Genomic DNA, 21,362 nt, shown 5'->3' with positions numbered 1-21,362 from the left:
CCTCGCGCAGCGCTGAGTCCCGCGCGCTGTGACCGCGCAATTGATCACCCTTCAGAACGACGCGGAGGACGCGATGTCCCATCCCTCTGTCCAGCTCGCCGGTCCGCTCCAGGATCTGGGCAACCACTTCATCTCCATGCTCACCGGCTGGGCCGCCCCCTGCCTGCTGGTGGTGGGCGCGATCATCGTCATCGTCACGATGATCCGGCGCTTCAGCCTGAAGGCCGGGATCGGGGCCCTGCTCGCGCTGATCGTGTGCCTGGGGATGTACCAGTCCCGCGACCGGCTCGCGACGATGTTCTCCAACGAGGTCAACTCGGTGCCGGGCGGCGCCGCCTACCTGCCGGGCCCGGTCGTGGCCCCGCTGCCCCCGAACGTGCAGTAGTGACGGGCACAGCGGGCGACCGCCTGCCGTTCAGCTTCCTGACCATCGACGAGCTGCAGGAGGCATTCCTCGCCCTGGAGGACAAGGATCGCGAGGAGGTCGTCGATGACCTCGCGCGCATCGCCCGCCGGGGTCCGGCTGCCGGCTTCATCTCCAACTACGCCTCGCAGCGCCCGGACGCGAAGTCGGTGCCGACGAAGCTGCGCGAGATCATCACGATCCGCTGCTGCACGCAGGTGTCGGACAAGACCAGCTCGGACATGGTGCTGGGCTCTGGCAAGGCCGCCATGGGTGCCGATGCCTCGCTGCTCTCGGAGGACCCCGTGGGCGCCACCGTTCTGGTCACCGGGCCGGCCAGCTTCGCGACGGTGAAGAACGACATGCTCACCACGGCCGAGTTCAACGCCATGTGCACCAAGGGCCGGGCCCTGCGCCAGGCCCTCGACCAGCTGTCCGGGGACGCCGTCGGCGACGTCAGCAGCACCGCCGCGGACCAGGGCGTCACCATCGCGGCGGTGCTGTCGGACTGCCTGGATGCGATGCGGCACAGCCCGAAGATGCACCGCCGACCTGCTCGCCCGCCTGGTCAACCTCGACGAGGAGTACGGCGACTGGGACCGTGAGCGGCTCGCCCGGGAACTGGAGCTGGCCGGTGTGGTCCGCACGACGAAGCAGGTGAACATCGGCGGTACGAACCTCGCCGGCTACCGCCGCGAGGACCTGGAGCAGGCCGTGCCCGCCGAGCTACTCGCCGCCCGCCCATGACCGCGTAGAGGGGGAGGCCGCTACCTTCCCCTCTATCGGCGACCCTTCTGCGAGGCCACTACCCGGCGTGTGGATCTAGAGGGGGCCCACTACCGGCGTAGAGGGGCCGACTTGGGCTGCGACCTGCGAAGTAGTGGCCCTAGAGGGGTATGGAACGTGCCCGTGAAACCCGCTTCGGGGCGACTGTGAGGCCGCTCAGCACCAGGCTGTCCCCGGAGCCCGATCCGCCGATCGGAGGGACAGCATGGCAGCGGCAAGGGGTGAGCGGAGGTCGTGCAGCGTGGCCCTAACCTGCTGCCAGGAGGTCGAGGCCGCACGCGTCACCTCGCGACGCCGATTGAGGAGATCACGGTCTTCCCGGACTCCGTCATCTTCGCGGCCATGGCACAGCTGGAGTAGCCGCCATCGGGTTGGTAGAGGTTCGGCACGCGGGACTCCCCGAAGTACAGGTGGACGCTGTCGCTGTAACTGTTACCAGGGCATTCGATGGTGAAGTACACACGGACGTCCGTACTGTTCGACGCCGAGGACGTGTCAACCCAGCCGTGAGCCTCCCCGGGGGAGTGCTCCATGCAGACATTCATTCCCCAGCCGTGGCCACCGCCGGAGTTCGAGGCGTAGCGCCAGCCGGTGCAGACGGTGGATCCGTAGGCGTGGGCGGTACTCGCGGTGGTGATGGTCGCGCCGCCGGCGAGGGCCAAGCTGGCGGCGGCCATGGCGATGGCGCGTCGGGTGTTTCGGAGCTTGAGCATGGGTGGCCGGGTCTCCTGATTGTTGGGGGTGGCTGGCTCCGCCGTTGCGGCTCCAGGAGCGATCCTTCGGGCTCAGCGGAGTGTCCAGCCATGGGTTCGGACGACCCTGGACAACCTCGGACGGGCTTGGACGAACCTGGACGGGGCGCAACTACCGATCCCCGGGACAAAGCCCCTCGACGGCGCACCCGCGTCCAGCGATCGCAGCAGGCCGTCATTGTCCTGGCCGCGCTGCGCACGATGCGCGGCATGCGCAAGGACCAGGCCAAGGCGGCGAGGGCGGAGCGCGGCAGCAAGGGGAAGCACTGAACCTGCCACTGCCTGATGGGACAGTGCACCGTGGCGTGTCGGGCGTAGCAACCGAAGCAGGCCGTTCCTACGATGATCAGCTGAAGGCCCTCGCTGTGCCCCCGTGCAGTTGGGGCCTTCACCATGCCCGGGCGTCAGGCCGGCGGCCGGTCGCTGACGACGAGCTCGCAGTTGGCCTCATCGTCCATCACGCGGAATCCGGCTTCGATCAACACCACCGTCAGCGCGAGATACATGGCGGTGCGCACCCGCGCAATGGCCGCTAACGTCTCCGCCGCGGTGGTGTGCCCGTGCGTCTGGACGGTTACCGCTGCAAGTTCCTCGCTCGGATTCCGGCGCACAACCACCGAGGAGCCCTCGGCGCGTATCCGGAGTACCGCACCGCCCTCGCTGGACGCCTCCGGGTCGAACCCGGCCGGCCGCAGTGCGCGGGACATGCGACCGGGCAACGCCTCCTCTTCGGTTGTCATGGCCAGCATGGTAGAGCGCGGAGATTGCGGGTCATGACGCCCGTCGGCGGGTGCTCAGCCGCGCCGTGACTGCTCACACCCACACGTCGGGGCCGCCGAGGCGCCAGAGGAGCTGCTCCGGGTCGTACGGGTCAAGGTCTTCCAGTCCGGCGCGGCGCGCGAACCCGACCACGTCGTCCAGGGTGAACGCCCGGCCGACGGCCTCGTACCGGATCTCGACGCGCCGGTACGGCGGATCCCTGTGCACAGCGGGAACACGATGACCGGCGGATCGGTCGGCAGGTCCATGACCCCATCGTCCGTCCGCGAGGTGTCACCCGCACGGCGGACATGGTCGAGGCTCCTCGTAGATGGTCACGAGCCCGGGTGTGGGATTCGGGGTCATAAAACCGCCGCTCACGCATGCAGCTTTCGCCATGCTAGAGCCGGACCATCCGCCGCAGGCTGCTGTATAGCGATCGCGGCAGCATCGTCTCCCAGTCGGCCGCCGCAGTACGCGAGGAGATCGCGCCGTAGGTGCTGCAGAAGTGTCTCCGGACCCTGACCCGTCCACTGGCCGACCCGTTCCGCCAACGGATAGAACTCTCCTGCCCGGTTCCGCGCTTCGATGACACCGTCGGTGTACATCAGCAGGCTATCGCCCGCCTCGAAGACAGCCGTGTCCGCGCTGTACTTCGTCACTGCCAACAGGTGCATGCCGAGCGGCGGGATCGGATCAGGGCTTTCGAGGAATCTCACCTCGCCGTTATGGATCAGCAGGGGTGGGGGGTGCCCGCAGTTGGTGATCTGCACGATCGGCTCGCTGCTCGGGATGTGGAGCAGCAAGGCGGTGATGAAATGCTCGGCTGCGTGAGCGTAGTCGTCTACGAAGTCGGCCAGGTAGCGGCTGACACTGAGGTCGAGGGCGGCGGCGAGATCGGGCAGGGTGGCGTGGCTGTCGGCCGCCTCGCGGAACGCGCCGATCAGCAGGGCTGACTCGCCGACGGCGGTCAGGCCTTTGCCACGCACATCCCCGATGATCATGCGGGTGCCGTGCCGGGTACACGTGGCCGTGTAGAGGTCCCCACCGATCTCGGCCTGGTCAGCGGCGGCCAGATAGAACGAGGCGACCCGCAGTTGCCCGAGGCGATTCGGCAACGGGCGCATGAGGGCGCGTTGGGCCGCTTCGGATACGGAACGTATCTGCTCCATCTGCTGCTGCCGCTGGTCACGGACCCGGGACAGGAACACGACCAGGGTGGAGAGGGTCGTGGTGGCGATGATCTGGATGGCCTCCTCGCGTTGCACGTCGAGGACGTCCCAGCGGGCGGCGATGTAGGTCTGGGCGCACACGGCCAGCAGTCCTGTCGCGGCTGTGAGCCACGCTCCGCCGAACAGTGCCGCGATCAGGGGCGCCAGGATGAGCAGCACGCCGTAGTGGACGTTGTCGGGAGTCAGCACGTCGAAGACCGTGACTGCGACGATGAACCCGAGTGGAATCAGGGCCAGCGCATGGCGTCTGTGCCATGACGGCCACAGTGCGTGGCTGCCCTTCCGTTCTCCCACATGTCCACCATGCGCCCTTGGGACCGGCCGTTCCATGTGGGTCAGGCCCCGACGCCAGTGATGGTGTCGGGGTGCCCTTCTGCTGTTCACAACCCTCTACAGCCGTGGCCAGCCCGCCCGGAGCGCCTGGGGCGGGCTTACCGGACGGCCGTCGTCACGCCGCCGCGCGGCGGCTCGGCATCCCGAAGTCGAGATCAATCTGAGCCCGTCACACCGACGGGCTCAGCCACCCTCGATGCCGAGACGTGACGCCGACCAAGAGGGCGGGCCCTGAGGACAAAAAGGCCGATGCCGATGCCCCAGACAGTGCGGTTCTCCTGTCCATCCGCACGGTGCAGCCCGAGGTGCGGCCGGCTCACCGGGATGGTCGACTGGGCCTGATTCTGCAACATTTCGTGCAAGGGAGCCCAGCATGGCAATTATCGCGATCTTCGACCAACCCGGCATGACCCAGGCCCAGTACGAGCAAGCCGCCAACAAAGTGAACAGCGGCCGTGGCCTGGTGAAGAGCCCCGCGGACTGGCCCGTACCCGGCCTCATCTCGCACATCTCCGCCCCCACTCCCAACGGCTGGTACGTCGCCGACATCTGGGAGTCCGAGGAGGCGTTCCGACGGTTCGGCGACATCATCCTGCCGATTCTGCGAGAGGCCGGTGCCCCGGAGGTGGAGCCGAAGATCTACCCGATCTTCAACCTGGTGACCTCGTAGCCCGTCTGCCTTCTGATAAACGAAATTCGTTGGTGGCCCGGCCTGGGCGACGCCCAGTGAGTTCTGGGCGGCCGCCCTGCCGTCGCCTCCACAGCCAGGCAGGGCGGCCCGTCTCAGTTTGGCGAAAGGTCCGGCACGGCGGGCACGAACGGCAGCTGCGCCTGCGCCGCCGAGAACCGGGCGCGCCGCAGGAACAGCGCGACACAGGACCGGCAGTAGCGCAGCTCATAGCCGGGACCGGACGCGCCTTCGATGTGACCGACCGGGATCGTCGCAGCACGCCGGCCGCACTTGTCGCAGAAGTGGCGCAGCCAGCTGCTCGCCCACGCCTCCGCGTCGAGGAACACCGTGTCGTCGGGATGCTCGGTCACCGGGCCGGCCGCCCGCCGCGGCCAGCCATGAAGGCTCGGTACTGAACTTGAATTGGTGATGTCGGGCTCGGTTGCCCGGCATCGGTCGCTACGCTCGTAAGAGGCGTCCGGGTGTTGCCAGGGTCTTGCGCCAGGAGAAGATCCTCCAGTGAGCCAACCCCTGCCCAAGTTGCCGAAGCCCAGGTTCGCCTGATCCGCGTTCAGCCCCCCTCCGCAGCGCCCGACCTGATCGCTGTCGATCTCGGTGAGACAGGCATCCCGTGCGGACTGATCGGCTACGAGTACCGGCCGCTGAGCGCACCGGTTTTCCTGGCAGGGAGAGGCGAGCGGGGGCTGATCGTTGTCGCGACGAGTGGCCTGTTCCAACGCATCGCCGTCGATGTTGCCACCGGTCGCGTGCTGCAGATCCCCGCCAACGAGGCAGCGATGGCCAACCACGTGAATGGCGACCTCCGCTCCTTCAACCGCTGCGTCGCGGCCGTGATCGCACGGCTTCCCGTTCCGTCCTGACGGCGACGGCGACGAGGACGAGTACGAGGAGGAGGCGGAAGAACTTCGCGGCCTCCTCGCCGGAATCGATGAAACCGCACTCGCTCATAACGGGTTCTGGGAGACGTTCTGTGACGATGTGGCGATGGGGAACTATGCGGACTGGGACGCGTGAACTGCTCAACCGGCTGGAGAGCGAAGGCGACGGCCGGGCTGACGGCTCTGGGACGTTCAGCGGCGATCACACCGACAGGGTCAGACCTGTATCGGCCAGACAGCCGTCGATGACCTCCGGCCTGTACTGGAACATCTTGAGCTTGCGCTTCACGGCACGGGTGACCTGGCCGAGGTCAGCGGCGGCGAGGTTGCCGATGCCGCGCTTGACCAGCGACCACGTTGGGCGGTGCCGGGGTCCCGGCCTGCATTCGACTTCCTGGGGTTCCACATCCGGATCAACGCCGTCGGCACCGGCCACGCCCTTGATCTCTGCCAGCAGCCCGGTGAGGTACTCGCGGAAACTGCGCCGCTGGGCCAGCGAGACCATCAAGTCATCGAAGCGGGCCGCGTACGCCTCCAATGGACCCGGCGCGGGCGGGCACAGCCGCCGTTCGGTCATCAGGAACCCCCTGCAACCTGCGAAAACCCCAACTTCAGGCGTATCGCCGACCTGACCCAACGTCAACCCTTGTTACTCGCCGGTGCAACACACCACCGGTACGCCGAACCGATCGACTCCGCGGCCTCCTACACGAGTACCAACATGCAGCCTGAGCAGGGCGGATGAGGTTCGGCAAGTACAAAGACGATCGAAGCGCCGAGTCGATCAAGGAGCTTCAAGCTCGCCGACGTTGAACGCCAGGCTCAGGCGGCGTGTGCCGAGTCACACGCTCCAAGGCCGCCCAAGTTGTCTGCATCACAGCGGAAATGTCTCTTTAGTGTGCATGCTCTAAAGGGACCGCGACTCCCGAAGTGGCGCCCATCGGCGCCCTCTTGGGCGCGAACTCGCAAAGTGACCCAGGACACAGCACACCTGGCGTTCCCACATGTCCTCCTCCCTGAAAAGGTGCCCCTTTATGGCCGCTTACCTCTGTCCTCCTGCCGTGATACACGGCGAGCACGCCGTGGAGACCGGCCAGATCGTCGCGGAGGTGCGCGACCGGCATCCGCACGCGGCGTGGGCGCCGAGGATCGACGGCATCGCGGCCAGCACGGGCATCTCGACCCGCGGGTGGATGCTGCCGCTGGAGGCCGCCGTCGCGCCCGGCAGAGGCGGCGGCCTGCGGGCTGTCGGCATCGGCCCGGCCCAAGAGGCGTTGGCACGCGACGGGTTCACCCAGCACGAGGTGGACCGCGTCATCTCCGCACTTGAGGCGATACCCGCGCCGCAGACCGTCGAGGAGCGCACCGCGCCGGCCTGGGAGGCCGTGCGGTCCTACGGGGAGCGTGCGGCGCGCGGAGCCCTGCAGATCGCCGGGCTGGACCCCGCGGACGTCGACTGCCTGATCACCAGTCACTCCACCACCCCGGCGCTGCCGGGTCTGGACATCGCCCTGGCCAACAAGCTTTCGCTCCGGAACGACGTGATGTTGCTGCCGGCCACGCAGTGGGCGTGTATAGCGGGGACCCGCTCCCTGGCGCTGGCGGCGGACCTCGTGGCCGCGGACCCCGACCGAGTGGTCCTGGTCGTGATCTCGGAGGCGCTGAGCACGACCTACCAGCCCGTGGACGACACTCTCGAGTCCCTGATCGTCCGGTTGCTGTTCGCGGACACCGCGGTCGCCGCGGTGGTCACGGGCCGCCCGAGGCGCGAGTCGGTGCTGCGTCTGGACTCCGCGTGGCACCACACTGTGCCGGGCACCCAGGACCTGCACCGCCTGGATACGCGGGCGGACGGCACCCACTTCGTCATGGACCGGCGCGGGCCGCGCGCCGTACAGGAGACGGTCACCGCGATGTGGGAGTGGCTGCGCGTCCGTTACCAGGACGACCCCGAGGCCTGGCACCCCGACCTGCTGCTCGCCCACCCTGGCGGGACCCGGGTGCTGGAGTACATGGAGCAGACGATGCCCGACGCGTGGCCGTCGGGGCTGCTGGACTACAGCCGGGACAGCTACACCAGCGGCAACCGCGGAGGCGCCGCCGTGTTCGACATCATGCGGCGGGCGCACGACGCCGGGCAGAACCCGGGCAGTCGCGCCGTCCTGTACGCGGCGGCACCGGGCCTCACCGCCACCGCCCTGGAAGGGGAATGGCTGTAGTACGGAGCCGCGCGGCCCGTACCAGCGCCCCCGGCCGCAACCGCGTCACTTCGCGACTTCCGCCCAGACCACCTTGCCGGTGTCCGTCCACCGCACCCCCCACCGGGTGGTGAGCCTGTGCACGATGTGCAGGCCACGACCGCCCTCGTCGAGGAGGCCGCCCCGGCTCAAACGCGGCCTGCCGTTGCCGGTGTCGCCCACCTCGCACAGCAGGCCGTCACCGGCCCTGATCACCCGTACCGTGATGGGACCAGCGGCGAAGCGCACCGCGTTCGTGACCAACTCGCTGACCAGCAGCAGCACGTTGTCCAGAGTGTCGTCCGCGGTGCGCCATTGCCGCAGCAGTGCGGAGACTCGCGCGCGGGCACGGGCGGGGGCGTCGTCGCGGGCTGGCAGCCGCCAGGTCATGGTGTCCCCCTTGCGGTAGCCGATCATCCGCGCGAGCAGCAGAGTCACGTCGTCGCGCTGGCGTGCGGGCGCCAGCGCGGAGACGACGCGCCGGGCGGCCTGCTGCAGGGCGTCCCAGGGATGCACCACGGACACGGCGTCCACCAGCCTGCCGATGCCCTCGTCGATCGACATGGCCGGATCCTCCACCAGGCCGTCCGTGTAAAGCGCGAGCAGGGAGCCCGGGGGCGTGCCGAACGTGTGCACGCCGAACGGCTCCCGCAGCGCGAACTCAGCGCCGAGGCCGGGGTGAGGGCGGACCGCGAGCGGGCTCGCGTGCCCGTCCGGGGAGACAAGGACCGGGGGGAGGTGGCCGGCGCTGGACAGCGCCACCTGGTGGCTGACCGGGTCGTAGAGGGCGATGCAGCAGGTCGAGCCCAGGGCGCTGTAGCCGGCCGCCAGCCCGGACTCCGCGTCGTCCAACTGCGTCACGGTCTCGTCCAGGTGCTCCAGCACCTCGTCGGGCGCCAGCCCCGCGGACAGCAGCGCGCGGGCCTCCATGCTCAGCTGGCCCATGGTGGCCGCGGCTCCCAGACCGTGCCCGACGACGTCACCGACCACCAGCGCGGTACGGCCGTCCGGCAGCGGAAAGCTGTTCACCCAGTCGCCGCCGACGCCCGCGCTGTCGGGGGTGGCCGGCTGGTAGACGCTGGCGATCTCGATGGTGTCGCCGCCGGTCCGGGGCAGCAGCCGGCGCTGCAGCGCCAGCACCTGCGTGTGCTCGCGCTGGTGCTGACGGGCCAGGTCGACGTGATGGGCGGTCCTGGCCACCAGTTCCTGCAGGTCGAACAGCTCGCTGTCGCGGAAGGGGCGGTCCGCCCGCCGCCAGACCTCCGCCACGCCGAGCACGACGGGCGGCGCGCCGTCCAGGACCAGCGGTATACACGCCACACCCGCCGACCGGTCACCGGGCACCAGGGCACGCGTCACTTGCGGATTGCCGAATACCCGCTCGACCGCCTCCCGGTCGGGTATGACGATGGCCTGTGGGGCGTCGTCCCGCCGTACCGCCTGCGCCAGCAGGCGACTCGCGTCGCTGGGAAGATCGTCGCCCGGAGTCACATAGCCCTCGGGCCACGCCCGGTCCGGCACCAGGGCCGCCCGCCGTAGCCGGATGCGTCCCTGCCCCTGCCCGGTGATTCCCTCGCCCGACCACACGGCGTAGTCGAGGTCGACAGCGGCGACGTCTCCCCAAGCCAGCAGGGACTGCGCCAACGACTGCGCAGTCTCGCCGATGTCCAGCGAGGTGCCGATCGCGGTCTCGGCGGCGTACAGGTGCAGCCTCGTGGCCATGGCGATCAAGGAGACGGTCAGGCCCTCCTGTGGCCCCGCGGCGGGCAGGATGCTCATCGAGACGACCAGCTCCGACCCGTCGCCTCGCCGTAGGCGCTGGATCCGGGCGACGTGCGCTTCACCGGTCTCCAGGACCTGGCGCAACCGCCGTGTGACGGTCGGTACGTCCCCGGGGGGCAGGAGATCGACGAAAGGACTCCCGGCCCCGGCGTCCAGACCCGCGAACACGGGGGTGTCCAGATTGCAGCGGGTGATTCTCAGATCCCTGTCTAGACCGACCGCGCCGAGAATCTGATCCTGACGGCCCTCTGCCGGGTTGTCGGGTACGCCTTGGCGGGTGGTGCGGTCGCCCTGTACGTCGGCAGGACCGGCGACCGCTCCCGCTCCGCCGCGTGGGAGGTTGCGCTCCAGGGCGCTACTGACCAGGTCGAACGGCGACGAGGACGAGGACGAGGGAGAGGGTGTGGAGTCCATGCGGCTCCCTCAGCAATCCCCGGCGCAGAGCCGGGGCCGTGTTCTGACGCCTGCGACAGGCCCCGAAATGCCTGACCGCACATCTCATTCAATAACACTGGGCGCCGCTTGCCCACTCCAGCGAATCGCGCTCCGCACGCGGACAGCAGATGGCCATGGGATCCAGTGGCGGGGCAGCAGCCGCGCACGCAGTAGACGTCGCCTTGTGGGAGATCACTTCGGCGTAGTGGTCGAGGCGTGGTCGATCATCGCGGCGGCGAGGCGTGTCGTCGCGGGGCTCCCCGACTGTAATGGCCGCACCTCGGCCAGCATCGCCTCCGGCCATGCCCGGCACCGCGTACGAACACTGACCCGACCGGGCACACAGTAAGAGCCCGGGTCGAGGAGCAGACCGGTGGCCGCATCGGCTGGTTCCGCCCTGACTATGCCGGCGTGGAGCTCCTCCAGATGGGGCAACCTAGGTAATCCCCTTGCGATCAAGAGGAAGGGATTACTAAGGTTGTCCCATGCGTGGAGATCGGCAGTTCCAGCCGCCAACGGAGGCACAGCACCTCCGTATCCAGGGCGACCTTCTGGACCTTGCCCGGAAGTGGGCCCGCGAGTTGGCCCAGGTCGGCGAGGACGGTGCTCGGTCCCCCTTCCTTGCCAGGGCCGCCGGCGACCAGGACGAGCAACAAGGAGTGCTCGGCTTTCTAGCCGCGCAGAATCAACTCCTCAAGGCGCTGGAGCCCTCGATAGCGGAGACGGCTCTGATCGCCCTGAACAACGGCACTGACTACGAGGACGTTGCGGCTGTCCTGGGGGTGACCCGCCAAGCTGTGGTGAAGCGCTGGGGGCACCAACGACGAAACGGAGAGCGGGTCGCGGTCGTCATCTCTCGTCGAGACCGTGTCCGCGAGTACCCGGACGATCCGCGGGGCCGGGTCGGCGAGGTCGGGGGCATCGGACAGTACGACAGTGACCGAGGGGTCTGGCCGATCGGCGCGAAAGTTCGCGCTGAGGCGAGGTACGCAATCGTCGCGGTCGAGGGCACTGTGCGGCGCGTCTACGCCATCGCGTCGGCGTCTTGGGAGGAAGTCGAACCGCGTTTGTGGCAGTTCGCCGCTGTCGGCGACCGGCAGCTGACCGCCAAGGAGATCGCAGCGGCCCACCAGACCTTTGATCTTCCTCTCCAGCCCGGAGACGAATGCCCCACGCGCGTCGGCGGCGCCTACCGCCCGCACTGGTTCTGAGCCCACAGCTCCGTTTACACGATAGGGATCAGCGATGGACAGCAACGCCTACAACGCCGGGTTGGCCCGCCTGCGCGCGCTACCGGTGGTTTGTTGCACCGGCGAGTAACAAGGGTTGACGTTGGGTCAGGTCGGCGATACGCCTGAAGTTGGGGTTTTCGCAGGTTGCAGGGGGGTTCCTGATGACCGAACGGCGGCTGTGCCCGCCCGCGCCGGGTCCATTGGAGGCGTACGCGGCCCGCTTCGATGACTTGATGGTCTCGCTGGCCCAGCGGCGCAGTTTCCGCGAGTACCTCACCGGGCTGCTGGCTCCGCGGGACCGGAACAAGACGCTGACCTGCCTGGCTGATGCCGAGCCGGTGGCCGGAGCCCAGAACCCGGCCGTCCAGCGCGTGCAGTTCTTCCTGTCCGAGTCCACCTGGAAGTACGAGCGGATCAACGACCGGCGCGTCGAGCTGCTGCTGGCCGACCCCGCGACCGCCCCGCACGACCAGGGCGTGCTGCGTACCGAGTACCACCGGCGTATCGCCGCCGTCGGCGAACCCGAAGCCGCCGCCTACCTCGCCCTGCACAAGACGCTCAAGGCCACGGGGCAGAGCATCGACCCACCCGACGCCCTGATCGCCGCCACCGCCCTGGCCAACGGCTGGACCCTCGCCAGCCGCAACACCAAACACCTCGCCCGCACCGGTGTCACGCTGATCAACCCCTGGCACCACCAGAACTAACAGCCGCACCCCTTCCCCACGGCGCCGTATGCGCTGCGACGACGATCTCCCGTGCGACATAGGATTCGAACGCGTTCAATAGACGTCGGTGCCTTCTGCGCTCCGCGAGCAGCCATGCGACGGCCCGATCGCCGCGGAGGGCGACTGACACGCCCGCTCGATCCGGCCGTACCGGCCTGCCAGTTGACGGGCCGCTAGCTGTTCTATCCATAGAGGTTGGTGACAGCGGTGGGCCTGGTTTAGGGCTTCCGGCCGCCCATGGAGTCGGTAGTCGCGTCCGTGGTCCTATGCGGTGGCCTCGTTGGGGTCGTCGTGGAGTTGGTGCTGGTGGAGGATACCGGGCATGCGTTGTTCGACCCAGGTGACGAGCCCGGTGACCAGTTCGGCTGCTTCCTGGCCCTGTGGGGTCAGGCTGTACTCCACGCGGGGCGGGACTTGCGGGTAGGCCTTGCGGTGGACGAAGCCGTCGCGTTCCAGGGTCTGCAGTGTCTGGGCGAGCATCTTCTCGCTGACACCGTCGATCCGCCGGCGCAGTTCGCTGAAGCGGTAGGTGCGCTCGCGCAGTGCCCCCAGCGCCAGGACACCCCAGCGGCTGGTGACGTGCTCCAGGACCAAGCGGGCCGGACACGTGCGGTCGTAGACGTCGAACCCCGTCGTCCGTGACCGGGTCTCCCTCGTTTGGCTCATGCCGCTGCCCTTACTTACTTTGAAGTGGGTACTTCCGAATCGAAAGCTTCCTGCTTAGCGTAGAAGACGAAGCGACCACGCTTCCAGTGGCCGAGCGCAAGGAGGGTAACTAAGGTCCTGAGCAGGCCCGGTCCTAAGCCTCTTCCGAATGGGCGGGGGAGGCATAGTCTGGGTCGTGAAGCAGGTAGCAGCGACACGGCGTTCTAGGAAGGCTTCTGGTCTTTCCGCCCTTCGCGCCCTGCTGTCCGGGTGATGCCGGAGCGGTCCCCCTTTCGGGGCCGTCAGCCCCAAAGTAGGACCAGCGCCGCGTGCCTGTCGCCCACAGGCCGCCGAGGAAGAAGCGCGGGGCCCCCTTGAAATCACTGCGGCCATCACCGGTGTCCGACGGCGCACCTGTGCCGTCGAGGCGGTGTCCCCTACCCGATTGGAGCAGGCATGTCCGTCCTGGAGCAGAACAAGAAGATCGTCGTGGACTACTACCAGACCGCCTTCGGCGGCAACCCGGAGAAGGCGATCGCGGACCACTTCGGCCCCCGCTACGTCCAGCACAACCCCGACGCCCAGGACGGCCCGGAGGCATTCATCGGCTTCGTTCGCTGGCTGCGCGGCGAGTACCCGGACCTGCGGCTGGATATCAAGCGGGTGATCGCCGAGGGCGACATGGTGGTCACGCACTCCCACCTGGTACTGGAGCCCGGCAAGCCGGGCCGGGCGCTGGCGGACTACTTCCGCCTGGAGGACGGCAAGGTCGTCGAGCACTGGGACGTCATCCAGGAGGTCCCGACCACCGCCGCCAACGACAACGGCATGTTCTGAAAGCCGCGTGGTGAGCATGGACTTGGAAACCTCGACGGCTCCGGCCGACGTGGTGCGGCGCCAGTACCTGGCGTCGGCCACCGGTGACCTGGAGGCGTTCCGGGCCACCGTCGCCCCCGATGTCGAGTGGACCGAGACGGCCGGCTTCCCCCTGGGCGGCACTTACCGCACCCCGGACGGCGTCATCGCCGGCGTCATGGAGCAGTTGGCCGCAGCGTGGGACCAGTGGGTCACCCACGACGACACCTACGTCGTCGACGGTGAGCGGGTCGTGGTCCTGGCCCGCTACAGCGCCGTCAACAAGGCGACCGGCAAGTCGATGGAGGTCCGGGTCGCGCACAGCTTCGTCGTGCGCGGCGGACGGATCGTGCGCTTCGAGCAGTTCGTCGACTCCGCCGGCGTCCACGCGGCCATGACCGCCTGACCTCCCCCGGGGTGGCACCCCACCCGGTGCCGCCCCGGGGCCAGGGGCAGACCAGCGCACTTCCTGCGCAGGACGACCCCGGTGGGCCCGGTAATGGGCAGCCTTCCGCAACCGAAAACAACGACTTCAAGGAGAACCAGCACATCATGCGCGTAGAGGTATGGGGCGACATCGTGTGCCCCTGGTGCTACATCGGCAAGGCCCGCTTCGAGCAGGCCCTGGCCGGCTTCGAGCACCGCGACCAGGTTGTGGTGGAGTACCGGTCCTTCGAGCTGGAACCCGGACGCGACCGCGCCGACATCGTGCCCGTCGAGCAGATGCTGAGGAGCAAGTTCGGCCCACAGGGGCCGGGTATGGACCGCCGGGTCGCCGAACTCGCCCGTAGCGAGGGCCTGGACTATCGCACCGACCGCCAGATCGGAAACACCCTGGACGTCCACCGACTGGTGCACCTCGCTCGGGAGCGCAACCTCCAGCACCAGTTCATCACCGCCGCGTTCCACGCCAACTTCGCCCAGGCACGCACCCTGTTCACCACCAGTGCCCTTTCCGAACTCGCCCCGGAGGTGGGACTCGACACCCACGAGGTGGGCCAGGTACTCGACGATCCGACCGCCTACACCGCCGCCGTGCGCGCCGAGGAACAGCGCGCGGCGGACCTGGGAGCGACCGGGGTCCCCTTCTTCCTTATCGACGGGCGGCACACCGTCTCCGGCGGCCAGTCCTCCGACGCGTTCACCCGGGCCTTGCACCAGGCATGGACCAGCCGGCCCGAGGCCAGTGCCGAGGAGGCGGGAGTGCTCTGCAGCCCCGACGGCACCTGCGAGGTACCCACACCCCCCGATGACCAACAGGTCGGGCGCCCGATGTAGAGCAGTTGGCAACCGCGCTCAGCAGCGCGCCACCACCCCATCACCGCGGCCGGGGACACGATCAACAGCTCGTGTCCCCGGCCGCGGTCACGTTCGGAACGAGGAACACCGACATGGTCCATCGCAATGCACCCCCGACCGAGACGGGCCGCCTACGACTGGCACGCTGTGTCGTAGACGATGGTTGGCCGCTCCGACGTGCCGCCGAGCGTTTCCAGGTTTCCCCCACGACGGCCAAGCGGTGGGCGGACCGGTACCGGGAACTGGGCGTGGCCGGAATGGCCGACCGGTCCAGCCGTCCGCACGACAGTCCCCGACGCACGCCGACCCGCACCGAGCGACGCATCATCAAGGTCCGGGTCCTGCGGCGCTGGGGGCCGGCCCGGATCGCCTACCTTCTCGGGCTCAACCCAGCCACCGTTCACCGCGTCCTGACCCGGTACCGCATCGCACGCCTGACACATCTGGATCGCAGCACCGGACGCGTGATCAGGCGCTACGAGCACGCTGCCCCTGGCGACATGGTGCACGTGGACATCAAGAAGCTCGGCAACATCCCCAATGGTGGCGGCCATCGAACCCTCGGCAGACAGGCCGGGATCAAGAACCGCTCTGGCGGCGGATACAGCTACATCCACAATGCCGTGGACGATCACTCCCGCCTGGCCTACAGCGAAATTCTGCCCGACGAGAAGCGAGAGACAGCCACCGCGTTCTGGACCCGAGCTCAGAGCTTCTTCGCGGAGGCCGGAATCACCGTCCAACGTGTCCTGACCGACAACGGCTCCTGCTACCGCTCACGAACCTGGCTCGACACTCTGACCACGTCGAGCGCTTCAACCGCACCCTGCTCGACGAATGGGCCTACGCCAGGCCCTACCGAACCGAGCGGGAACGACGCGATGCCTACCCTCTCTGGCTGCACACCTACAACCACCACCGCGCACACACCGCGCTGAAGGGCCAACCACCCGCGAGCCGCGTCCCCAACCTCACGGGTCAGTACAGCTAGCCGACGAGTGTCTGCGTGCCGAGGACCGCGAGGAGCGCAAGTCGTTCGGCGTCCTCGGTGTCGGGCTCGGCGGTGTAGATCATGATGCGCAGGTCGCTGCCCGCGACGCTGAGCACGTCGCAATCCAGCGTCAACGCGCCCACCTGCGGGTGATCGATGGTCTTGCGCGACGCCTCGTGCCGGCCCACGGTTCCGGAATCCCACAGCTCGGCGAACCGGTCACTGTTCGCGCGCAGCTCCGCGACCAGGCGCCGCAGCCGCTGGTCTGCCGGATAACGGCTCGCCGTCGCCCGCAATGTGGAGACCTGCGCGGCATCGAGCGCGCGCCGGGACTGCGGTGTGTGGCGGACGCGGCTGCCCGAGCCGAGGAAGTTGCGCCACACCGCGTTGCGCTCGTCGCCGTGGTATTGACCCATCAAGGCCGTGTACAGCGGGTTGGCCAGCAGCAGCGTCCACGTCGCGTCGGAGACCGCGACGGGCGTCCCGGTCAGCCTGTCCAGCATCCGCTGAACGCTTGGCGTGATGTAGGCGGGCACCGTGCCCTGCCCCGGCGGCACGAGCCCGGCGACGTGGAACAGATGCTCGCGCTCGGCTCCGGACAAGCGCAGAGCCCGGCCCAGAGCCTCGACGACCTGCTCCGACGGGTTGGTCGCGCGGCCCTGTTCGAGGCGGGTGACATAGTCGACCGAGATCCCGGCCAGCAGGGCGAGCTCCTCGCGGCGCAGGCCGGCCGCGCGGCGATGTCCGCCGAAGGGTAGCCCAGCCGCCCCCGGGGAGACCCGGTCGCGCCAGCGCCGCACCGTGTGCCCAAACTCCGTGCTCGCCATGACACCACTGTGCACCGCCCCGCTCGGATCGTCCTGGTACTGACAGTCCCAGGCTGGACATTCCCAGGAAGGCGGGACGCCTGGCTGAGCGCGCAGCTCCGCCGCATCGTGGAGGCATGACGGCAACACTGATCACCGGAGCGAACAAGGGTCTCGGCTTCGAGACCGCCCGCCGGCTCATCGCCGCGGGCCACACCGTCTACTTCGGAAGCCGGGACGCCGAACGCGGGCGCCGGGCCGCCGAGCAGTTGGGCGCGCGGGCGGTCCAGCTCGACGTCACCGACGACGCGTCCGTCGAGGCCGCAGTGAAGGTCATCGAGGCCGCCGGAGGGCTGGACGTACTGGTGAACAACGCCGGTATCGAAGAGAGGAGTGACGACAACGGCGTGATCGGCCCCGCGGACGTGACCGCCGACCTGATGCGGAAGACGTTCGAGACGAACGTGTTCGGCACGGTGCGCGTCACCCACGCGTTTCTCCCGCTGCTGCAGCGCTCCGCCGCCCCGGTCGTGGTCAACGTCAGCAGCGGCCTGGCCTCGCTGACGGAGGTCACCACCCCGGGCACCCCGAGGTACGTCTACCCGGGCGTCGCCTACCCGGCGTCGAAGGCCGCGGTCAACATGGTCACCGTGCAGTACGCGAAGGCGTTCCCGAACATGCGGATCAACGCAGTGGAGCCGGGCTTCACCAAGACCGACCTGAACGGGAACACCGGCATCCAGACGGTCGAGCAGGGCGCCGAGATCATCGTGCACATGGCGCAGGTGGGTCCTGATGGCCCCACCGGGGGCTACTTCGACGCCGACGGCACCATTCCCTGGTAGTCGCTACCGGGCCATTGGAGCAGTCCCGAGTCAGCAGTCCGCAAGCGTCACGGCCCCGGGTCGGCAGAGTGATCCGGGGCCGTGACGCTGCACAACTTGGCGCCGTACACGAGGAGTTCGCTGGTCGCCAGCTCGGTCAGTCAGAGGGCCCGACCTCTACGGCTGCCTCGGCGTGAGTGACGAAGTCGTCGACCAGCCGATGGAAGAGCTTGGCGAGCTTCCGCAGGTCCTCGGGCGACCAGTCCGCCAGGGCCATCTCCATGCCCCGGCGGCTCGCCTCTCGCATGCGCTCGACGACGGCCAGGCCGGCGTCGGTCAGCTGGATGCGATGGGCACGACTGTCGTCCTGGTCCGGGACGCGGATCACATGGCCATCCTTCTCCAGTTGCCGCAGTTGCCGGCTGACATGCGAGGCTTCCACGGAAAGCTGGACCGCCAGCACTCCTGGCCGAAGCGGCTCGCTCTCGGCGATGTGCCGCAGGATCGAGGCGGCGGCCCGGTCAAGCGACAGTCCGGCCATGGCCATCAGACGCTCGTGCTGCCGCACCCGACCGGCCAGGTACGTGACGCGGGTGAGGGCCTGCTCGATCTCGATCAGGTCCGTCGAGACGGGTGCAGCGGATGACGGCGAACTGAACCAACAGACAGCCCGGGTGATAGGGGCAGTCGAGCGAGGGGAGACCGTGACGGTCACCAAGGACGGCCGCCATGTGGCGACTCTTGTGCCGCCATCCCTGGCCCCGGCCCGCTACACCTTCCGCACTGACCCCATGGGTGACGAGCTTGACGATGCCCCGGTGCTCCCGGGCGGTGGTGGGCGGCTTGTTGCGGACCGGGACCAACTGATGAGGGGATTCGGGCGGTGAACGAGGTCGCCGTCGTCGGTGGCACAGGAGCGCTGCTCGCCTACTACTTCGGCGATGAGCCAGATCATGCGGCCTGCCGCATCGCACTCAAAACCGTAGGCCACCTGATCATCTCGCCAAATATGGGCCTCACTGACGCCGTCAGCGTCGCTCTCGCCGCAGAGTTCCGTACGAATGCGATCTTCACCGTAGACCGACGCCACTTCCGGGCCGTCCGCCCTCTCACCGACCACCCTGCCTTCCGGTTGCTGCCGGACGACCTGGTTTAGATCCCGGCCCGTTGGCGGACCCAGGGCGCGCAGCGATTGCGCAAGGTGATCATGGAACGCTGAACCGCAGCCGGTACGTTCCTCGAGCTGTACTTCGACATCTACATTCGACGCTTGACCTGCGGGATCGCGAAAATATCGGCCTGCCTCGCCTCGTGGCCGGTCGGCGAAGCCACGGCCTTCGCCGACCACCTCTGCCGCTTCTTCGCCGACGGACCGGCCACCTGGCCACGGAGGCGTCACCGGGATCTCGCCGCCTTCGGAACTCCACTGTGCCGCGTACCCGGCAGCCAACCGCGCCGACCCCGGCTCTTCGCCTTGGGCGAGTTCGGAACGGATATCGGTCAGTTGCCTGTCAGTCAGTTGCGAGAGTGATCTGGCTGGCGGCCCACTGGGCCCACTCCTCCTGCATCGCGTACAGGCGCAGGCCGTATTCGAGCGCCAGTCGGCCGTTTGCGGTCAGTTGGCCCTGCTCGGTCCAGTCGAGGGAGTCCTGCAGTTCGCGTAGCGCGGCATGGTCCGCTGCGGCCTGCTCGGCTGCCTTGGCCAGGTAGTCCGCGGCCTGTGCCGGGGTGAGTACTCCCATGAAGAAGACACGCAGCAGGGCGCTGCTGCGCCGCGGCTCGGGCTTGTCCTCGATCAGCCAGCGTCGCAGCTCGGTCAGGCCCGCATCGGTGAGCGTGTACTCCTTGCGCCCGCGCGGACCCTCGGCGGCGACGTCGATCAGGCCGTTGTCGGCGAGACGGGCGAGTTCCCCGTAGACCTGGCTCTGGGTCGCGGGCCAGACGTTGGCCAGCGAGGTGTTGAAGCGCTTCATCAGGTCGTAGCCACTGGCGGGCTGGTCGACGAGGAGACCGAGGACTGCGTGGCGAAGGCTCATGCCGACCATCCTACATTCCTCTATTGACAGGTCGAATCGTGACATTCTAGTTTTGACAGATCGAGCTTGGAATATCTGAGTTCCTCGTCCCGCCTCGCCGGGCGGGACCTCAGCCGGCCGGACCCACCAACCGACACCTTTCGGAGTGCGCCATGACCACCACCGCTCCCCATCTGCTGGGCAACTTCGCCCCCGTCGCCGACGAACTCACCATCACCGAACTGCCCGTCACTGGTTCCATACCGCCCGAACTGGCCGGCTGGTACCTGCGCAACGGACCCAACCCGCGCGAAGCCGCCTCCGCGCACTGGTTCCTGGGCGACGGCATGGTCCACGGCGTGCGACTGGAGGGCGGGAGGGCCACGTCCTACCGCAACCGCTGGGTCCGAACAGCCATCTTCACGCGCGGCGCCCGCCCGTACGACGACCAGGGCAATCACGATCTGACCGCCGGTGTCGCCAACACCCACGTCGTGCGGCACGCGGGGCGCACCCTGGCCCTGGTCGAGTCCTCCTATCCCTACGAACTGGACTGCCGGCCCGGGCACGAACTCGAGACCATCGGCGCGTACGACTTCAACGGACGCCTACGGACCCCGATGACCGCCCACCCCAAGACCTGCCCCACCACAGGCGAACTGCACTTCTTCGGCTACGGCGGCCTGACCGCCCCCTATCTGACCTACCACCGAGCGGACGCGACAGGGGAACTGACGGTCAGTCGGTCCATCGACGTACCCGCGCACACGATGATGCACGACTTCCAACTCACCTCCGGGCATGTGGTCTTCATGGACCTGCCGGTCGTCTTCGACCTGGCCAAGGCCAAGGCGGACGCTGCCGGAATGCCCTACACCTGGACCCCTGACTACGGTGCCCGACTCGGCGTCCTGCGCCGCGACGATCCCTACGGCGCCGTGCGCTGGTTCGAGATCCAGCCCTGCTACGTCTTCCACACCCTGGGAGCGCACGAGGAGGCGGCCGGGCAGCGACTGGTCCTGCACGTCATCCGCTGGGACAAGCTGGGCGACGGCGTGGACGTCAACGGCCACGGGTCACTGTGGCGCTGGACCATCGACCTTGCCGCAGGGGCCGTCCACGAGGAGCAACTGGACGACCGGAGCACCGAGTTCCCCCGCATCGACGACCGCCTCACCGGCCTCCGCTACCGCCACGGCCACACCAGCACCGCGAAAGGCCCCGACGGCGGCGCGATCCACCGCTACGACCTTCGCGCGAACGCGGTCACCAGCCACCTCTTCGGCCCGGGCCGCACACCGGGAGAGGCCTCGTTCGTCCCCGCCGACGACACACCGGGAGGCCCCGGCTGGCTGATGGCGTACGTCCACGACGCCGCCACCGATCGCAGCGATCTGGTCATCCTGGATGCCGACGACCTCGCCGGTCCCCCGGTCGCCATGGTTCACCTGCCCCGACGCGTTCCCTCCGGATTCCACGGCAACTGGCTCCCCGACGCATAAGGGAACGCCAGGGGCTCCCGGTACGGTCCGCCCCAGCAGGGTGCGCGCACAGGTGCGCACCACCCGCACGTCCTCCCAAGGGGGACACACCTGGACGACGGCATGCCTGGGCACTGACGTTCCAGTATTGACAGGTCGAATCACGACCTTCTAGATTTGACATGTCAAGGCAGGAGC

At 68.4% G+C, this 21,362-nt stretch carries 25 protein-coding genes and 1 pseudogene; 15 read left to right on the top strand and 11 right to left on the bottom strand.

Translation table 11 applies throughout. The features are described from left to right. Positions 1-73: 73 nt before the first annotated feature. The 3 genes from ABIA33_RS31820 to ABIA33_RS31810 are packed head-to-tail and all read left to right on the top strand — an operon-like array spanning position 74 to position 1,150. Positions 74-385, top strand: coding sequence for a hypothetical protein (locus ABIA33_RS31820; RefSeq protein WP_370086375.1), 312 nt, complete (start codon positions 74-76; stop codon positions 383-385). Continuing rightward, entirely contained in the window at positions 385-1,008 is a 624-nt protein-coding gene (locus ABIA33_RS31815; protein WP_370086373.1) for a hypothetical protein, read from the top strand. The genes ABIA33_RS31820 and ABIA33_RS31815 overlap by 1 nt, the downstream gene beginning before the upstream one ends. Next, positions 920-1,150 carry a hypothetical protein gene (locus ABIA33_RS31810; RefSeq protein ID WP_370086371.1) on the top strand — a complete coding sequence of 77 codons (231 nt, stop codon included), beginning with the start codon at positions 920-922 and terminating at the stop codon, positions 1,148-1,150. The genes ABIA33_RS31815 and ABIA33_RS31810 overlap by 89 nt, the downstream gene beginning before the upstream one ends. Before the next feature lie 320 nt (positions 1,151-1,470). On the opposite strand, the gene ABIA33_RS31805 is transcribed toward ABIA33_RS31810, so the two are convergent. Beyond that, positions 1,471-1,902 (bottom strand): hypothetical protein, encoded by a 432-nt coding sequence (locus ABIA33_RS31805; protein ID WP_370086369.1) that lies wholly within the window; start codon positions 1,900-1,902, stop codon positions 1,471-1,473. A gap of 126 nt (positions 1,903-2,028) precedes the next feature. Here ABIA33_RS31805 and ABIA33_RS31800 point away from each other — a divergent pair, with 126 nt between their 5' ends. Continuing rightward, positions 2,029-2,211 carry a hypothetical protein gene (locus tag ABIA33_RS31800; RefSeq protein WP_370086367.1) on the top strand — a complete coding sequence of 61 codons (183 nt, stop codon included), beginning with the start codon at positions 2,029-2,031 and terminating at the stop codon, positions 2,209-2,211. A gap of 134 nt (positions 2,212-2,345) precedes the next feature. Here ABIA33_RS31800 and ABIA33_RS31795 read toward each other — a convergent pair whose 3' ends face one another. The 3 genes from ABIA33_RS31795 to ABIA33_RS31785 all read right to left on the bottom strand — a co-directional run bounded on the left by ABIA33_RS31795 (position 2,346) and on the right by ABIA33_RS31785 (position 4,091). Further along, positions 2,346-2,681 carry a hypothetical protein gene (locus ABIA33_RS31795; RefSeq protein WP_370086365.1) on the bottom strand — a complete coding sequence of 112 codons (336 nt, stop codon included), beginning with the start codon at positions 2,679-2,681 and terminating at the stop codon, positions 2,346-2,348. Between the two features lie 73 nt (positions 2,682-2,754). Next, a complete protein-coding gene (locus tag ABIA33_RS31790) occupies positions 2,755-2,928 on the bottom strand; it encodes a hypothetical protein (RefSeq protein WP_370086363.1) in 174 nt (57 codons plus the stop codon). Positions 2,929-3,077: 149 nt separating this feature from the next. Beyond that, the gene (locus ABIA33_RS31785) at positions 3,078-4,091 is read right to left on the bottom strand and encodes a PP2C family protein-serine/threonine phosphatase (RefSeq protein WP_370086360.1); all 1,014 of its coding nucleotides are present in this window, start codon (positions 4,089-4,091) and stop codon (positions 3,078-3,080) included. 547 nt (positions 4,092-4,638) lie between these two features. Here ABIA33_RS31785 and ABIA33_RS31780 point away from each other — a divergent pair. After that, positions 4,639-4,935: a hypothetical protein gene (locus ABIA33_RS31780; protein WP_370086358.1), complete on the top strand. Its 297-nt coding sequence runs from the start codon at positions 4,639-4,641 to the stop codon at positions 4,933-4,935. 113 nt (positions 4,936-5,048) lie between these two features. Here the strand turns inward: ABIA33_RS31780 and ABIA33_RS31775 are convergent, their stop codons facing one another. Further along, complete coding sequence (locus tag ABIA33_RS31775; protein WP_370086354.1) at positions 5,049-5,306, bottom strand: hypothetical protein; 258 nt, start codon at positions 5,304-5,306, stop codon at positions 5,049-5,051. Between the two features lie 730 nt (positions 5,307-6,036). Next, a complete protein-coding gene (locus ABIA33_RS31770) occupies positions 6,037-6,411 on the bottom strand; it encodes a hypothetical protein (RefSeq protein ID WP_370086352.1) in 375 nt (124 codons plus the stop codon). 457 nt (positions 6,412-6,868) lie between these two features. Here ABIA33_RS31770 and ABIA33_RS31765 point away from each other — a divergent pair, with 457 nt between their 5' ends. Further along, a complete protein-coding gene (locus tag ABIA33_RS31765; RefSeq protein WP_370086350.1) occupies positions 6,869-8,053 on the top strand; it encodes a type III polyketide synthase in 1,185 nt (394 codons plus the stop codon). Between the two features lie 45 nt (positions 8,054-8,098). Here the strand turns inward: ABIA33_RS31765 and ABIA33_RS31760 are convergent, their stop codons facing one another. Then, a complete protein-coding gene (locus ABIA33_RS31760) occupies positions 8,099-10,267 on the bottom strand; it encodes a SpoIIE family protein phosphatase (protein ID WP_370086348.1) in 2,169 nt (722 codons plus the stop codon). A gap of 506 nt (positions 10,268-10,773) precedes the next feature. Here ABIA33_RS31760 and ABIA33_RS31755 point away from each other — a divergent pair. Together ABIA33_RS31755 and ABIA33_RS31750 are read left to right on the top strand one after the other, a co-directional pair. Beyond that, positions 10,774-11,499 carry a hypothetical protein gene (locus ABIA33_RS31755; RefSeq protein ID WP_370086346.1) on the top strand — a complete coding sequence of 242 codons (726 nt, stop codon included), beginning with the start codon at positions 10,774-10,776 and terminating at the stop codon, positions 11,497-11,499. Between the two features lie 182 nt (positions 11,500-11,681). After that, positions 11,682-12,227: a PIN domain-containing protein gene (locus tag ABIA33_RS31750; protein ID WP_370086344.1), complete on the top strand. Its 546-nt coding sequence runs from the start codon at positions 11,682-11,684 to the stop codon at positions 12,225-12,227. 285 nt (positions 12,228-12,512) lie between these two features. Here the strand turns inward: ABIA33_RS31750 and ABIA33_RS31745 are convergent, their stop codons facing one another. Continuing rightward, entirely contained in the window at positions 12,513-12,914 is a 402-nt protein-coding gene (locus ABIA33_RS31745) for a winged helix-turn-helix transcriptional regulator (protein WP_370086342.1), read from the bottom strand. Between the two features lie 435 nt (positions 12,915-13,349). Here ABIA33_RS31745 and ABIA33_RS31740 point away from each other — a divergent pair, with 435 nt between their 5' ends. The 4 genes and pseudogenes from ABIA33_RS31740 to ABIA33_RS31725 all read left to right on the top strand — a co-directional run bounded on the left by ABIA33_RS31740 (position 13,350) and on the right by ABIA33_RS31725 (position 16,038). Next, complete coding sequence (locus ABIA33_RS31740) at positions 13,350-13,730, top strand: nuclear transport factor 2 family protein (RefSeq protein ID WP_370086340.1); 381 nt, start codon at positions 13,350-13,352, stop codon at positions 13,728-13,730. Between the two features lie 16 nt (positions 13,731-13,746). After that, the gene (locus ABIA33_RS31735; RefSeq protein WP_370086338.1) at positions 13,747-14,154 is read left to right on the top strand and encodes a nuclear transport factor 2 family protein; all 408 of its coding nucleotides are present in this window, start codon (positions 13,747-13,749) and stop codon (positions 14,152-14,154) included. A gap of 146 nt (positions 14,155-14,300) precedes the next feature. Continuing rightward, on the top strand, positions 14,301-15,026 hold the full coding sequence (locus tag ABIA33_RS31730; protein ID WP_370086336.1) for a DsbA family oxidoreductase: 726 nt from the start codon (positions 14,301-14,303) through the stop codon (positions 15,024-15,026). Positions 15,027-15,139: 113 nt separating this feature from the next. Further along, positions 15,140-16,038, top strand: a pseudogene (locus tag ABIA33_RS31725) (IS481 family transposase). On the opposite strand, the gene ABIA33_RS31720 reads toward ABIA33_RS31725, so the two are convergent. Then, complete coding sequence (locus ABIA33_RS31720; protein ID WP_370086334.1) at positions 16,035-16,865, bottom strand: helix-turn-helix transcriptional regulator; 831 nt, start codon at positions 16,863-16,865, stop codon at positions 16,035-16,037. The pseudogene ABIA33_RS31725 and the gene ABIA33_RS31720 overlap by 4 nt on opposite strands. 116 nt (positions 16,866-16,981) lie before the next feature. Here ABIA33_RS31720 and ABIA33_RS31715 point away from each other — a divergent pair, with 116 nt between their 5' ends. Next, a complete protein-coding gene (locus tag ABIA33_RS31715; RefSeq protein WP_370086332.1) occupies positions 16,982-17,689 on the top strand; it encodes an SDR family oxidoreductase in 708 nt (235 codons plus the stop codon). Positions 17,690-17,825: 136 nt separating this feature from the next. Here ABIA33_RS31715 and ABIA33_RS31710 read toward each other — a convergent pair whose 3' ends face one another. Continuing rightward, a complete protein-coding gene (locus tag ABIA33_RS31710) occupies positions 17,826-18,287 on the bottom strand; it encodes a MarR family winged helix-turn-helix transcriptional regulator (RefSeq protein WP_370086433.1) in 462 nt (153 codons plus the stop codon). Positions 18,288-18,551: 264 nt separating this feature from the next. Between ABIA33_RS31710 and ABIA33_RS31705 the strand changes: the two genes are divergently transcribed. Beyond that, the gene (locus tag ABIA33_RS31705) at positions 18,552-18,824 is read left to right on the top strand and encodes a hypothetical protein (protein ID WP_370086330.1); all 273 of its coding nucleotides are present in this window, start codon (positions 18,552-18,554) and stop codon (positions 18,822-18,824) included. 355 nt (positions 18,825-19,179) lie between these two features. Here the strand turns inward: ABIA33_RS31705 and ABIA33_RS31700 are convergent, their stop codons facing one another. Continuing rightward, positions 19,180-19,704 carry a PadR family transcriptional regulator gene (locus ABIA33_RS31700; protein ID WP_370086328.1) on the bottom strand — a complete coding sequence of 175 codons (525 nt, stop codon included), beginning with the start codon at positions 19,702-19,704 and terminating at the stop codon, positions 19,180-19,182. A gap of 152 nt (positions 19,705-19,856) precedes the next feature. Between ABIA33_RS31700 and ABIA33_RS31695 the strand changes: the two genes are divergently transcribed. Next, entirely contained in the window at positions 19,857-21,185 is a 1,329-nt protein-coding gene (locus ABIA33_RS31695; protein ID WP_370086326.1) for a carotenoid oxygenase family protein, read from the top strand. Positions 21,186-21,362 lie beyond the last annotated feature (177 nt).

This window comes from Streptacidiphilus sp. MAP12-16 (assembly GCF_041262165.1).
Classification (GTDB): domain Bacteria; phylum Actinomycetota; class Actinomycetes; order Streptomycetales; family Streptomycetaceae; genus Streptacidiphilus.
This window is presented reverse-complemented; position numbering and strand designations above follow the sequence as displayed.